The sequence below is a fragment of the Lepagella muris genome (assembly GCF_004793975.1).
GTDB lineage: Bacteria > Bacteroidota > Bacteroidia > Bacteroidales > Muribaculaceae > Lepagella > Lepagella muris.
Genome location: NZ_SRYB01000010.1, coordinates 57,018 through 71,950, shown reverse-complemented (window position 1 = coordinate 71,950; position 14,933 = coordinate 57,018). Strand labels below are relative to the sequence as shown.

Below are 14,933 nucleotides of genomic sequence, written 5' to 3'. Positions count from 1 at the left end.
ATCCGGGGATAATTATGCCCTGTGAGAGAAGATTCAGAGCCATGCGTTCTGACGCGCCCTGACGGCAATTGAATTGCTGAGAATTTTTATGAATTCCTGCATTGAGCGTTTCCGGTAGGAGTCGTTTAGAACGTGTACGCATCCGTCCATCTCGCAACGTTCGCCGAGGAGCGGGATTGCTGTTATGCCCGATTCATTCATGACGGTGGCCTCCGCCAGCACCGACACGAGCTTTGCCTGACGCAGAAGTTTCAGTAGGATGTTCACCTCGTTTAGCTCAATCTTCACGTTGAGTTCCGCCATGCGCTCCCCTGCCATACGCTCAAGCGCGTTGCGTGCCTGGAGTCCGCGGGAGGGGAGGGCTATGTCGTAGCGTCGGAGCATATCTATCGTCACCCCTTTCTCCGCAGCGAGAGGATGGGAGTCGGGCACAATTACGGCAAGGAAGTTCTGGAAAAGATAGTGTGACTCTACACCCGGAATAGGCTCATTCGGCTTGAAGGCAAGCACAAAGTCGAGGTCGCGGCTTACGAGCAGCTCCATAAGCTCCGACATGGGTTTGTAGAGAATGTTGAGCTTCACTTTCGGAAACTCCTTCATGAAGGTCAGGAGAGATTCAGTTAGGATCGGGCTGAAAGAATATGTCACTCCGATGTTGAGTGTGCCGCAAAGCCCCTTGTCGAGGTCGCGTATGCGTTGCTCGCATAGTTCTGCATCGAGGAGAGTGCGTCTGGCGTATGGCAATAGCTCCTCTCCCGCCTCTGTCAGCGCGACACTGTGGCTCGTGCGGTTTAGAAGCTGCGTGTCGAGCGAGTCTTCAAGTTGCCTTATCTGTTGGGATAGGGTGCTCTGGGTTATGAAGAGCGATCTTGCCGCCTCTGAAAAATTAAGTGTCTCGGCTACTTTTACGAAATATCGGAGTTGTCGGAGTTCCATTGGTCATCGGGTGGCGGTGAACGCCCTGTTTTTGAAAATGAAAATGGGTATGGTGGCGCATATCACCATAGCGAGAATTATAGAGAGGGTTATGAACCCGTTTTGCGCGAATTGGTAGAAATAATAGTTAAAGGATTCTTGCGAAGTGCCCATGATGCACATGACTGCGCCGCCGAACGATTTGTAGGCATATATGCCCGGAATCATGGGGAGGAGAGCCGGGAAGAGGTATGCCTCTGCCGGAGTCTTTGCCCAAGGGGATACGAATACGGCAAGCGACCCGATGATGAGTGCTGCCAGGGCTGTGGCGGGAAGTATATGGAGGGCGGCTTCCGGCTGCATGAGCAGGAAACGGGAGGAGTGTCCGATGGCGGCGATTATGCCGCAAAGAAGGTAGGCACGGCGTGGTATGCGGCTTATGGCCCCAAACCCGATTGCGGCTATTGCCGCGAGCAATGCGTCTTTAAGAATATCGAGGATCATAGGGGTGATTTTTGTCAGAACATGTCTACATTCATGAGCCTCATACCCAGGCATAGTCCGAGTGAGAGGCATCCGGTCAGCACGATGGCGTCGATAAACCGGCATACCGAGCAGATATAGTGGCGATACAGCAGATCGTTGAAGGAGTTGAGGAAGGGTATTCCCGGCACGAGGTAGAGCACGCTGGTGCCTATCGCGACGGCGGGAGTGTTACCCGCCGGGAAAAGGAAATCGGCTGCCCCGACTACCGACGATACGAACGCGCAGATGAAGAATACGAAGCGTGAGTCGAAATGGCGTTTCAGCAGTACCTGCTTCAGGTTGAATCCTAACGCTGTGGCGACAAACACGATCACTATGGCTGAGAGATCGCCACCGAATATGCCGCAGAAGGCTGCGTTGGCGAGCGAGGCGAGAAGGAGAGTCTGCCAGGGATTCTCTTTGTCGGAGGTAGCTATCCGTAGGAATCGTTCTCTTGCCTCATCCAGCGACAGATGACTGTCTGCAACCGTCCAGCTCAGTTCGCTCAGTCGGGTGTTGAGCGAGAAACTGATTGGGGCGGGGGCTACAGATGCTGTTGATGTGTAGCGGTCGTCCGACTTCGGATTCCATACCGTCAGATGGACGTGGCGCGGCATTATGGTCAATTCCACTCTCTTACCGAATACCTCTGCCATTCGGTTGATGTTCTTCTCTATGCGGATGCAGGTCGCTCCACTGCCGAGGAGGGTGGATGCGTAGTCAGCTAAAAAGAGACACACCTCTTTCGATGCGAGGTGCGCGTTTTCCGAGTTGCCTGACGGAATAGCGTCCTCGCTTGCAAGGGGTATGGTCGGGTCGTTAATCGTCGATATCGTCATAGTCATCTTTAATAACTGCTGATGTCGGATCGCCGGCTATGAAAAATTCTTCACGTTCTTTCCCTATTTCCAATAGCTTTAACCGGTGACCATCTTTCTTTTTCCGGGTGGCGTCCATACGTTCGTCTGCCATCCTTATCAAAATCAACGCGAGGAGAAATGCGGATACGAATATCCAGATGAGAATTGTAGTGTTCATAACTTGCAGCTTTTTTTTATGCTGCAAAGTTAACGCTTCAGAAAGCCTTTTTGAGGAGCTTTTTTATAGATTATTTCAATAGCAGCTATCATGCGTTTTGCGATAGCTGCTATTGAATTTATCTATATTGCGGTGGGTGCCATCTTGACGTTCATCACGTGAAGTTCACTCCACGTTTACCTTCAGTGCATCGTATGCGCGTGATGCTTTCTCGCGTGCAGCCTCCACTGTGTCGGCTGTGGCAAGGATTACGCCCATGCGGCGGTGTCCGTGCACTTCCGGCTTGCCGAAGATGCGGATCTGAGTGCTCGGTTCGGCAAGGACATTCTCCAGGTTGTCAAATTCCACGCAATTGCTGTCGCCTTCCACTACTATTGCACGAGATGCAGACGGACCGTAGAATCTGATTGTCGGCACCGGCAGACCGAGGAGCGCACGCACGTGAAGTGCGAACTCTGAGAGATCCTGAGAGATCATTGTCACCATACCGGTGTCGTGCGGACGCGGGGAGACTTCGCTGAAGATCACTTTATCGCCTTTGATGAATAGCTCCACACCGAATATGCCGTATCCACCGAGGGCATCGGTCACTTTCTTTGCAATCTCTTTTGCTGATTCGATTGCAGCGGTAGCCATGGGTTGGGGTTGCCAGGAATAGCGGTAGTCGCCGTCCACCTGTATGTGTCCTACCGGTTCGCAGTAGGTGGTGCCTGAGATGCTTCTTACTGTAAGAAGTGTGATTTCGAAATCGAAGTCAACGAAACCTTCCACGATTACACGTCCTGCGCCTGCACGACCACCCTCCTGAGCCTCTTTCCAGGCGTGGTCAATCTGAGAAGCATCCTTGATGACGCTCTGACCGTGGCCTGACGATGACATTACGGGTTTCACCACGCAAGGTATACCGATCTCCTTAACCGCCTCTTCAAATTCCTCACGTGAGGAGGCGAAGCGGTAGGGCGATGTGGGTATGCCGAGTTCTTCGGCAGCCAGACGGCGTATCCCTTCACGGTTCATTGTGAGCCAAGCTGCGCGGGCGGTGGGGGTTACGTTGAAGCCCTCTTTCTCCAGTTCGACGAGGGTAGGAGTTGCGATCGCCTCGATTTCCGGAATGATATGGTCGGGACGTTCGAGTTCGACGATACGGCGTAGTTCTTCACCGTCAAGCATATTGAATACGTAGGATTTGTGAGCCACCTGCATGGCGGGGGCATCGGGATATTTGTCGCATGCCACCACTTCCACGCCGAGGCGTTGCAATTCAAGGGCGACTTCCTTACCGAGTTCGCCGCTCCCAAGGAGAAGAGCTTTACGACCTTTTGAGGTCTTTACACTGCCGATTTTTGCCATTTCTAAGAATATGTTTACAATTCTATGCAAAATTACAAAAAAATGTGCAAATCGCCACTAAAAAGGTCTATCCTTACCTCAAAATCCCTAAAATCTCCAAATCCCGTTTATTGCAATTCTCTCACAGGTCTTTGATAATCCAACTGTCAAGACTCCGTGTGTGGCTTGAAAAGTTGGCTCCTATGCCGATGATTCTCCTGCCGTCTGCCTTGAATGGTATTGGGTAATGATTCCGAGTGATTTGATTTATAGCCTCTTCTGCCGACTTGTCAATCTTAAATTCAAACAGATAAATGTAGTTATCGGTTGTTATGACGAGATCAATCCGTCCTGATGAGGTCTGGTATTCTATACGTGTGTAGAATCCAAGTAATTTCGCAAGAATAAAGACCACATCCTGATAGTGTTGTTCAAGATGCTTCAGATCAAACGAGTCATATTGGAAATCAGAGAACAGGCTTTGCAGGCGAACCATGAAACTCTCTACATCCCCTTTCTCAATCTCTTTTACAAAGCGTATAATCTCAAATTCTGTTTTCTGCGAAGGGATAGGGGTGTAGAGTGGCATTAATTGATTCAGAAAACCGGATTCTACCTCTTTGTTGGGGAAATCGAGTGTGACGGTGTTGAGGCGGGTGTCATGACTTTTTATTGTGAGATAGCCGCTTTGGTAAAGCACCGGAACAATGTCGGTGAGTTCCAAAGACACATCGGTAAGTTGTGAGGTTGTTGTCTCATAGTCCGTCAGTTCTTGCAGAGGAAACTTATTGAATTTAATGAGCCTAACCAAGAAAGAGGGCGTGCCGGTCTTAAACCAATAATTATCAAAACTCTCGTCAGAGATGGATTTGAGCACACTGAATGGATTATAGATTTCCGTTGTGTCGGTGGGGGAGAAGCGATAGCCATCATAATTCTCTTTAAGAAGATTATAAATCTCCTCTTTTGTTGTATTGAGTGATGCGGCAAAATCTTCAATCCCCTTGTCGAAATATTTGTGCAGTTCTTCAGCTGTGATACCGCAGATGCCGCTGTATTTCTTGTTAAGCGAGATATCATTAAGATTGTTGAGATCGCTGAAGATGCTTAGTTGACCGAATCTTGTCACTCCGGTCAGCATGGCGAATTTGATATGTCGGTCCTGACTCTTCAGATTGCTATAGAATGAGCGGAGAATATTGCGGCATTTTTCTTGCAATGTTGGATTCCCGACAGTCTCTAAGGTAGGTTTATCGTATTCGTCAACAAGAATCACTACCTGATTGCCGGTCTGTTGATGCGCTTGGATAATAATCTCCTTAAATCTGAGGCTATAGGGTATATCATGGTTTGTAGGTATGTCATATTCATTCTCCCATCGTAAAAGAAAATCCTCAATAAATGAGGGCAGACGGTCGTGCGAATCAATTGTGCAACCCGACAGATCAAGATGCAGTACGGGATATTTGTCCCAAGTATGGTCATGTTTGGATATTGCGAGTCCGTTGAAAAATTCACGATTCCCTTTGAAATACTCCTCAATGGTGGATAGCAGCAATGATTTGCCGAACCGGCGCGGGCGGCTGAGAAAGTAATATTTCCCTTCCGCAATGAGCCTATATATATATTCGGTTTTGTCAATATATATGTATCCTCCTTCTCTTATTTCTGAAAAGGATTGTATCCCGATGGGGTATCGTAAATTTGACATGATTCAAATATTTTATGATTCCTGCAAAATTCATTGAAGTTTAGACAACTCCCGTAGTATTTCTGCAAAGATAATTAAACTTTTATGTATTTGGATTACATTTTATAAAAATATCATGAAATTCTTGCCAATGGATTGAGTTTAATTGAAATATAATGAAGTTTAGACAACTTCTTATAAGAGAAAGGTCCCGCATGGGGCGAGACCTTTGAAACAAACCTTATTTTGATTATTTGAAACAATCCTTATCTTGACGATTATTTAGCGGAGTGCGGGATTCGCCACGCTCTTGAAGCGGGTAGTGCGTTCCGGATTCACGTTCATCTTTTCAAGCACTGCGGGGATTGACTCGTAGCAGGCGTTGAACGTGTTGAGTATCTCGTTGAGTTGGGCGGGACGGTAGGTGATGTCAAGCGGTGTGCGCTCCAGAATACCCATATCGTCGCTCAAAACCACCCCGGCATCATTACGGCGAAGGTCACTGACTGCCTTGCCAGCCCTGCGCATACGTCCAGCAGCACCGTCAGTGCCGACTGTCTGCGCATCAGAGGAATAGGCTATCTGAATATCAGCACCCTTTGCCGTGCTGATCTCTCCAAGATTAACTATGAGGGAAAGATCGTTGCCGTCATAGATGAAATCTGTCTTCTTGCCGTTGACTGTCACCGCTGTCGGCACAGCCGATGAGATGACTTTCACTGAATATTTCCTTTCCGACGGCTTATCGGCATAGCTGCCGACTGCCGGGGAGATCTTCACGTCGAGAGTATTGCCCGTGCGCTGATAGCCGAGGGTAGTGGTGGCGTTCTGCGACACGTAGTTCTGATCGTCGCCGTTATCCTCATACATGACGAAACTGCCTGAATTGCTTCCCGGATAGATATTTACCTGTATAGGTTCGGCATTATTGTTGAGGTTCTGCGGATTAGCGGGATAGGAGGGGAGTATGGAGCCGGCCTTTATATAGATAGGATACTCATCGAGCGAGAAATAGCGTTCGATGTTCTGTCCGCCGTTGAGAAGAGTGCCGGTGTGAAGTTCCCACCAGTCGTTGCCTTCCGGCAACCATACGTTGTGGCTTGAAGACTCTCCCGACATGGGGTTGGTGATAGGAGAGACGAGGATATTGTCGCCAAACATGTAGTCGTTCTTCCTGTCGTAAGCAGCTGATGCTGTCGGATAGTCGTAATACATCGGTCGGCAGAGTGATATTCCGTCGTCATAGCATTTGCGTGCCATCGTATAGATGTAGGGCACCATCTCGTAGCGTTGCTTTATGGTCTTCACCAATACGTCCATATCATCGTGAGAAAATACCCACGGCTCCTTATTGAGGGTGGAACTTTTTGTGGAGTGGGTACGCATGACCGGACTGAGTGCGCCGAACTGCATCCAGCGGATATACATCTCCGGGATAATCTCTCCTGACTGATGACCACCGAGATCATGGCTCCAGTAGCCATATAGCACATTGGATGCTGTTGAGTTGAAATATGGCTGATAGTCGAGCGATTCCCAAGTGATGTGGGAGTCGCCGGAGAAACCTATCTGATAACGATGGTTGCCGAGTCCGCCCCATCTGTGATAGAGCATCGGACGTTTCTTTGAATTGCGTTCCATGTCGGTGAAGAAGCAATAGTTGAGCCACCACGTATTGTTTAGCCCTGCCACCGCCTTATCTTCAGGCCACTGTTGCCAGTCGAGCCACCAGAAGTCCACGCCATCCTTCTCGTAGGGATGGAACACACGGTTGAACATTGAGTTCATGAATTTCTTGTCGCTTGCAAGCCATTCCACGGTCTTCTTGGAGGCGGGGTCGATGCCCATGTCTTTTGCCACGTCGGCATACTGCGTCTCGTATGCTGCCACGCCATCGGCGGGATGAAGATTGAGTGTCACTTTCAGGTCATTATCCTTTATATGGTTAAGGAGTTTGCGATAGTCGGGAAACAGACGGTCGTTCCATGTATATCCGGTCCACCCGCCGCGTCCCTCATCGGTGTTGTGCCAATCCATGTCAATCACGAGCACGTCGAGAGGAATATTATAGTTTTGGAAAGACTTGATGAGGTTTCTCAGTTCCGCATCACTATAGGCATAATATCGGCTCCACCAGTATCCGAAGGCATAGCGGGGAGGGAGGGGCACCTTGCCGGAGAGGATGGTGAAATCCTTCAGTGCCTTCTTGTAGTTGTCGCCGTATGCGAGAAAATACCAGTCCTGGGAGTCTGAATTGTCAGAGCGTTTCTTAACCCAAGCCCAATCCGAGTCGTCGAAAAGGAAATTGGAGGAATCGTCAATGAGCGTCCAACCGTCGGTAGCCAATAGACCGTCAGGCATAGGCACCTCGTCGCGTCCGTCAAACTTGCTGCCGTTCATGCGGTCGAGAGTACGGAGCGTGCCGCCGAGATTCCCTTTCTGGCTATCGCCGGGCTTCCAGATGAAAGCCGGGGTGACACCCCTCATGGAGGAGATCTTAAGATTATTCTTGTCGAAGGCACCGGTCTTCTTATATTCGATTTTCATGATGCCGGTAGAGATTGTCACCATGTTTTTCTTGTCTTTCACGGAATATTTCACTTCCGGATAATCACGGTTGACAGCCACAAAGGATGGGTCATCGACAAAATTTCCCGAGGGGGAATACTCAAGTCGTGCCAGCCCGTCAGTGACGAGCGTTATGCGCACATTCTTATCCTTATACGCGACATTATCAGATGCGTCAGCGACAAAGATACACATCAGCGAACATATCGCTGAAATGATTAAAATAGAAATCCGATTCATAAAGAGAAGATATGTATGGAAAATATGGTTATAATTGGGTTATAGGTTATTCATGTGAACACAAAGGTAGTAAACAAACTCCGATTATGAAAATGTTATTTATAAAAAAATGTGTTATATTTGCAGAGAAATTGGTAAACATAGGAATTTAAGTTGTCTTGGCTTGTGAGGTTTGGACAACTTGTTATAATTTGTGATATGAAATTTAGGTTTGCAGGAATGGTGGCATTCATGCTGGGGAATGCTGTGGCTATGGCTGTCGAGCCGGTAGTGCTTGCCGACCCGACTGTCTTAGTGGATGGTAAAACTTATTATCTGTATGGCACGTCAGGTGTGGACTCGAATCTCGGATTCCCTTATTGTAAGTCGGAGAATCTGTCTGATTGGAAGGATAGTTATCGTCTTGCGTTGGCGAGAATAGATGGCAATATTTTCGGCACGAAATGGTTCTGGGCTCCGCAGGTGTTTAAGCATGACGGGAAGTATTATATGTTCTATACCGCCAATGAGCGGATTGCGTATGCTATGGCGGATTCTCCTGCCGGACCGTTTACCGGCGGCGGTGAGATTGTGTCAGACATAAATCAGATAGATCCGTTCGTGTTTTTTGATGACGACGGTTCTGCCATACTCTATCATGTGCGCCTTGACAGGGGCAACAGGATATATGCCGTGCGTCTTTCTCCCGACTTGTCGAGGATGCAGGGGAAACCGGTGGAATGTATATCTGCCGTATTGCCGTGGGAGAATACGGCGTCGTCTGAATGGGGTGTGACGGAGGGCCCCACCGTGATAAAACGTGGGGATGAATACGTGATGTTCTACAGTGCTAATGATTTCCGTAATCCGGATTATGCCGTGGGTATCGCCACTGCCTCCTCACCGTTCGGTCCGTGGCACAAGCGTCCAGCCCCGATAATCCACCGCTCGAATATCGGAAGGAACGGCACGGGACACGGCGACCTGTTTACCGATAAGGATGGCAATCTCTGCTATGTCTTCCATGTGCATAACACTGACGAGGAGGTTTCTCCACGTCGCACCATGATCGTGAATCTTGACAAGGAGACGCTTACCCCTATCGTTGAGACACTGCGTGAACTGACCATCAACTGAAAAACGTTATCAACTACGTCACATTTAATTTACGCCCCATTTCAATTGACTAAGAGATGGGGCGTATTAGTTCGATTGCCTCTTTACCGGTCATAGTCTCAATATCAAGACGTAAAATCTTGACATGGCTGATGCATTTGTTTATTTCAGATGAGCTGTCAATACCCGGAGAATATTTGTCGCACAATAGCAGAAGTCCTTTCATGATTTCAGAGTCATCATCAACGACTTTAATCCTTCCATTCACAATGACGCTTCTGAAATAGGATGTAAATTCTTCCGGCACAATTTTGTCTTGTGCGACCACACAGAATGAACACCTTGACTCGTGATTGATGCAATCGATCTTGTGTCCCGTCACGGCACTGTGAAAATAGATTGAGCTATTTCCGTCGTATGCGAAGCTCAACGGTACTCCGTATGGTGAGCCATCTGCATTAGTGAGAGATAAGATTCCATTTGTGGATGCACAAAGAATTTTCTTTGATGCCTCATCAGAGATTTGCTGTTTGAAACGACGCATTCTATAGTCCATAAGTACAAATGAAATTTTAGAAATCAGTTTATAATTTGAATATCATTAAGCTGCTGATACAGCTTTCAGTCCCACGATTGAAAGTATGAGTGTGGATATAAAGAAAATACGCGCGAATGTAGCGGGTTCTTTGAAGAAAATTATACCGATTAGGACGGTTCCCACCGCACCTATCCCTGTCCATACCGGATATGCCGTACCCAACGGGATAGACTGGGTGGCTTTTGCAAGCAATCCCATGCTCAAAACTGTAAAGAGAAGAAAACCTGCCATCCAAGCCAAGTACTCGATCCCTGACACATCCTTTGCTCGTCCGAGGCAATATGTGAAGCCCACTTCACACAGCCCGGCAATAATAAGAATAATCCAATTCATAAGTAAATGTAATCCTATTGAGGGCTGCAGCAAAAACCGGCGTCTCCTTCCAAGGAGTTTATCCGTTGCAAAGTTACAAAAATAATCCGAATTCCTCCCAACAAATATGCAGTTAACACATGTTTTGAAATTCCTCAACTACAAGATTTGTGAGTCCTAAACAGGAAAATTCAAATATTTCATCTATGAGTGAAATGTTTTATGTAACTTTGCGTTATAGAATAAAGATATTTAAGAGTATGAGTGAAGTCGAATTATACCTTATCCAAGATGGAGATAACTGCACAATATACACTTTGCAGTTCCTCCGTGATACCGAGAATGAGTTTGAAAAGTTTATTTCTAAATTCAAGGAGAGTGCCGAGTATAGCGAGGACTATATCCGTATCGCCGCTTTTATCAGTCGGATAGCACGTACTGGGGCGTCGGAACGTTATTTCCGACAAGAGGGAAAGATGAATGATTCGGTTGTGGCGTTACCGGTCATATCCTCCAAATTGCGTCTGTATTGCTTGCGATTATCTGACAAAATCCTTATTCTTGGAAATGGAGGCGTAAAGTCAACTCGCACATACGATGAAGATCCAACGCTGAAAGGATATGTCATGACTCTGCAAAAATTTGAGAACCTTCTACGACAAGGTATCGAGGATGGATCCGTGACACTTACTGAAACGACAATAGGAACTGACAATATATTTGAGTTATGAAACGCACGACAAGATCACTTGAAGAAATGTTAGGCCCCATTCCGGAAACGGTAAAGGCAGAGGTTGACCTTTCGTTTGAAATTTCCGACCGCATAGACCTCTTGATGCGCGAGCGAGGGTTGACAAAGAAACAATTTGCTGATGCCCTCGGTCGTCGTCCGAGTGAAATCACTAAGTGGTTGAGCGGGCAGCACAACTTTACCATCTCCACACTCGCCATGCTTTCATCATTCTTCGGACAGCCGATAGTAACTGTGGGCTAACACTTGGATTCCAAGTATTATATGTCAAGAAAACAGTAAAATGATTTCTGTTTATTGCACTGATGGTTTACATTACGCGCAGACAGTCTTGCCTGACTTTTTGGATAAGAATAGAAAAATATAACCATATTCATAAAACATCTTAAAATATGCGCAAATTTTTTATAGTATTCTCATTTATATTGTTATCAACTATAACATTATCAGTATCAGCTCAAACCTACGAATTGCACTTAGATGACAAAGATAGTGGAAGAGGGCAGACTAAAGTAAGTCTTCCGATTACTGTTGATACTGCAAAATGGAGTATCGTCTATATTCACGTAAGGAAAGATACCTTTTTGAATCAAGAAAGGACTGATTTTGAGATGCTGCAGGTCGGAGATACGCATAGATGGTACGGAGGATATGGTGACTTTCGACTGGATTCCATACAAAGGGTCGATCCCGATAAATTGACCCGTATGAATCATAGTGAATGCTTAAAATTCATGAATGAAGTTAAAACCGTGAGTGAGGAAATGCTCATTTCGTTGCAAACGGACTCTCTTGACTTTTATGACAGAGTATTCTTAGATAGTTATCGTTATGCAGAACCAGTCCCTGTTTTTGACTGGAAACTTGAGGATGAGTCATGCAAAGTAATGGGTTACACCTGCTTCAAGGCTACCGCCCACTGGAGAGGCCGTGACTGGACTGCCTGGTATTCCGACATCCCTGCCCCTTACGGACCTTGGAAGTTTAATGGTCTTCCCGGTCTGATTCTACGTCTTGAAGACTCCACCGGATCTCATCTTTTTGAGGCAATCGAGACAAAAAACACACCTGCTCCATTTGGCTATCCAAAGAAAAAATACATCAACATTACAAGAATTAAATTCAACTCTGCATTGAAGTACTACAAGGAGAATGCGGCAGACATTATAAAAAAATCAAATATGATTCAGTCTATATCTTCTTCTTCGGGTTCAAATAAAAAGAAAGGGAAAAGGTGTCTTTTCTTCGTGCCCATAGAACTTGAATAAAACCGGAAAAATTCTGTAAATTGCGACTGTTAGCCTTCATATCCCTTATCCTTGTATTTCTTGACTGTTATCCCCGTATCACAGTTAGGGGCGTTGTGTTTGACAGCGACAGTCTTCCTACTCCCGGAGTGATAGTGCGTTTGGAAGCGTCGGGAATACCGAAAGGATTCTCCACATCCGCAAAAGATGGATCTTTCTCCATTTCTGTGGAAAAACTTGAGTTGCCGGCTTCCCTGAGATTCATATCGCAAAAACATGAGACCCTCTCATATCCTCTGGACAGCATACCGCAGTATGTTAGGATATATCTTGCGAGAAAGGAGTTCGTGCTACAGGAAGTGGTGGTAAAAGCTCCGGAGAGAAGGATAAAGGGGGATACCATAATCTATGATGTCGCTGCCTTGACAAAAGCCGGAGACCGCACGATTGAAGACATAATCAGGAAAATCCCAGGCATACAGATAGATGATTCAGGAGGAATATCTTACGATGGTCTCTCGATCAATCATTTCTATATCGAGGATATGGATCTGATGGGGAAGAACTATACCGTAGCCTCACGCAGTATCAATCCGGATGATATATCCACGGTAAGCGTCTACGAACGCCATCAGGACAAGCGTGTGCTCCAAGGGAAGCAGGAGGCTGAGAAAGCGTCGCTCAACCTCAAATTGAAAAAGGGGAGGATGCTGAAGCCGTTGGGCTATCTCAAGGGGGGTGCGGGTGTCGGCTCATCCGCATTGTGGGACGGAGATCTCTACGGGATGCTCATATCCGCGAAAAACCAGACCATAATATCAGGGAAAGGGAATAACATGGGGTCTTTGTATACAAGACCTGATAATACCGACAATCTGAATATTTTCCCTTCAACCCCTTTTGGCGAACCCTCGATTCCAAAGGATCGTTTTATTAAAAACAAGTCGGCATTCACCACAGCCAACTCTCTTTTCAAATTCAACAGCAACCTCAATGTGAAGATAAATTCCTCTTTCGGATATAACCGTAATGCGTTTGACGGTAGCTCCGTGACAGAGTATCTGAACCCTGACGAGGCAAGCATCATATATGCAGAGAGGGCAGACAACTCTCTGAGAAATCGCAATGTGGAGGTGACGGCAGCTGTTGAGAACAATGGTAATAATCTTTATCTCAACAATACTTTTAATTTCAATGGAGACTTCGTGCGTAATGCGTATGATGTATCTTCCTCCACATTGACGCGCCAGCACGTCAGGAGCGACCGTTATCTATTTTCAAATAATCTGAAAACTATCATAACCCATCGGGGCAATCTCTACGAAATCACCTCGGATACAAAGTTTCGGAATACTCCCGTAGCAAGGATGCAGGCCATAAATCCGGACGGCAATACCGACGTGGCATGGCAGAACTTGACAATCCGCCGTTTCCACAACCGTGAATATACCTCCATATCACGCCAACTTATGCCACGCCTATCGGTGGGCGCATCGATATCTTTCGAGATAGACCATGACAGTTTCATTTCTGCCGGGGAGAGAGACAACGCGGATAGAATGAGAAATGATATTTCCGGCTACAGGATCAGCACATCTACCGAACCGTTCATCAAGATCAATATACATGGAATAATCTGGAAAACATCGATGCCGATACGGTTGCTCAACATAAAATATCATGATGTCGTCAGCAACAGTTGCGACAAGTCGGACATGGTGCTTGTTGATTTCAAATCACAATTCTCAAAGAAATTCAATCAACGGAATCATGCCACACTCTCTTTCGGAAGGGAGAACAATGTGGGCGACATACGCGATTTTATAGACAACCCCATATACACGACCTTCAGAAATGTGCGTACATTAGGCACCGGAAAGCTTGAAAGGGGACACGATGATTTCATTCGCATAAATTATTCTTACCGCAATATCCTGCAGGATCTCTATCTTATATCCGGATTGTCGGTCAAGAGGACTGAGAAAAGTAAGTTGTCGGTGAGTGATGTAAGTCAGTCCGGAGTCGCAGGTTCCGTGAAGGAGGAGAGGAATAATGCCGGGATGGCAACCATGCTGCTCAACCTGACAAAGGGGATACGTAGTATCAACACTACTTTCCATCTCAATGCCAATGCTCTGTTGCGTTCGGGGGAAAGCATGCGGTCTGCCATGACGGTGACCACAAAGAACTCTATCCTTGTGTTGAACGGACGTATCGAGACCTATCAGTTTTCAGATATGGTGTCGATAACCGCGGGAGCTACAGGTACGTGGCAACGCCAGACTTTCGGAGGTGTGCTTCCCTCCAATTCCACAAATTCCTTTTCCATTACCGGGAAACTCGGAGTCTATCCGCTTAGGAATATCGAGATTTTCTATAAGACAGATTATTCACGGGTGAAGATGGCTACCGACAACTATCGCACCAACCTTTTCATGGATGCCGGTGTGATATGGACGCTGCGTAAGATCGACTTTCAGCTTGATGCGCGAAACCTTACAGACCGTAACCAATACGCATACACTCTCTATAATTCACTTGACATAAACTATTATTCATATTCACTACGTCCATTCGAGATTATCCTGTCGGTGAAATACCGTTTCTAATCAGACAGACCCATAT

14 protein-coding genes are annotated in these 14,933 nt (G+C 46.7%); 5 read left to right on the top strand and 9 right to left on the bottom strand.

The window, feature by feature from the left end; genetic code table 11:
- Positions 1-33: 33 nt before the first annotated feature.
- The 7 genes from E5331_RS08610 to E5331_RS08580 all read right to left on the bottom strand — a co-directional run bounded on the left by E5331_RS08610 (position 34) and on the right by E5331_RS08580 (position 8,305).
- Positions 34-936 (bottom strand): LysR family transcriptional regulator, encoded by a 903-nt coding sequence (locus E5331_RS08610; RefSeq protein ID WP_123482126.1) that lies wholly within the window; start codon positions 934-936, stop codon positions 34-36.
- A gap of 3 nt (positions 937-939) precedes the next feature.
- Positions 940-1,419, bottom strand: a complete 480-nt coding sequence (locus E5331_RS08605; protein WP_168355183.1) for a threonine/serine exporter family protein — start codon at positions 1,417-1,419, stop codon at positions 940-942.
- A gap of 14 nt (positions 1,420-1,433) precedes the next feature.
- A complete protein-coding gene (locus E5331_RS08600) occupies positions 1,434-2,285 on the bottom strand; it encodes a threonine/serine exporter family protein (RefSeq protein ID WP_275441143.1) in 852 nt (283 codons plus the stop codon).
- On the bottom strand, positions 2,260-2,478 hold the full coding sequence (locus E5331_RS08595) for a hypothetical protein (protein ID WP_135985611.1): 219 nt from the start codon (positions 2,476-2,478) through the stop codon (positions 2,260-2,262). The genes E5331_RS08600 and E5331_RS08595 overlap by 26 nt, the downstream gene beginning before the upstream one ends.
- A gap of 165 nt (positions 2,479-2,643) precedes the next feature.
- On the bottom strand, positions 2,644-3,828 hold the full coding sequence (purT, locus tag E5331_RS08590) for a formate-dependent phosphoribosylglycinamide formyltransferase (RefSeq protein WP_123482130.1): 1,185 nt from the start codon (positions 3,826-3,828) through the stop codon (positions 2,644-2,646).
- A gap of 121 nt (positions 3,829-3,949) precedes the next feature.
- A complete protein-coding gene (locus tag E5331_RS08585) occupies positions 3,950-5,518 on the bottom strand; it encodes an ATP-binding protein (RefSeq protein WP_123482131.1) in 1,569 nt (522 codons plus the stop codon).
- 261 nt (positions 5,519-5,779) lie between these two features.
- Positions 5,780-8,305 (bottom strand): glycoside hydrolase family 31 protein, encoded by a 2,526-nt coding sequence (locus E5331_RS08580; protein WP_123482132.1) that lies wholly within the window; start codon positions 8,303-8,305, stop codon positions 5,780-5,782.
- A gap of 198 nt (positions 8,306-8,503) precedes the next feature.
- Between E5331_RS08580 and E5331_RS08575 the strand changes: the two genes are divergently transcribed.
- A complete protein-coding gene (locus E5331_RS08575; protein WP_123482133.1) occupies positions 8,504-9,421 on the top strand; it encodes a glycoside hydrolase family 43 protein in 918 nt (305 codons plus the stop codon).
- A gap of 49 nt (positions 9,422-9,470) precedes the next feature.
- On the opposite strand, the gene E5331_RS08570 is transcribed toward E5331_RS08575, so the two are convergent.
- On the bottom strand, positions 9,471-9,956 hold the full coding sequence (locus E5331_RS08570; RefSeq protein ID WP_123482134.1) for a pyridoxamine 5'-phosphate oxidase family protein: 486 nt from the start codon (positions 9,954-9,956) through the stop codon (positions 9,471-9,473).
- Between the two features lie 45 nt (positions 9,957-10,001).
- A complete protein-coding gene (locus E5331_RS08565; RefSeq protein ID WP_123482135.1) occupies positions 10,002-10,331 on the bottom strand; it encodes a DMT family transporter in 330 nt (109 codons plus the stop codon).
- Between the two features lie 239 nt (positions 10,332-10,570).
- On the opposite strand from E5331_RS08565, the gene E5331_RS08560 reads away from it, so the two are divergent.
- From E5331_RS08560 to E5331_RS08545, 4 genes are all read left to right on the top strand, one after another.
- The gene (locus E5331_RS08560; RefSeq protein ID WP_135985613.1) at positions 10,571-11,041 is read left to right on the top strand and encodes a hypothetical protein; all 471 of its coding nucleotides are present in this window, start codon (positions 10,571-10,573) and stop codon (positions 11,039-11,041) included.
- Entirely contained in the window at positions 11,038-11,304 is a 267-nt protein-coding gene (locus E5331_RS08555; RefSeq protein WP_123482137.1) for a helix-turn-helix domain-containing protein, read from the top strand. Before E5331_RS08560 ends, E5331_RS08555 begins: the two co-directional genes overlap by 4 nt.
- Positions 11,305-11,453: 149 nt before the next feature.
- Positions 11,454-12,329, top strand: a complete 876-nt coding sequence (locus E5331_RS08550) for a GLPGLI family protein (protein WP_123482138.1) — start codon at positions 11,454-11,456, stop codon at positions 12,327-12,329.
- A gap of 20 nt (positions 12,330-12,349) precedes the next feature.
- The gene (locus tag E5331_RS08545) at positions 12,350-14,917 is read left to right on the top strand and encodes a Plug domain-containing protein (RefSeq protein WP_135986329.1); all 2,568 of its coding nucleotides are present in this window, start codon (positions 12,350-12,352) and stop codon (positions 14,915-14,917) included.
- Positions 14,918-14,933 lie beyond the last annotated feature (16 nt).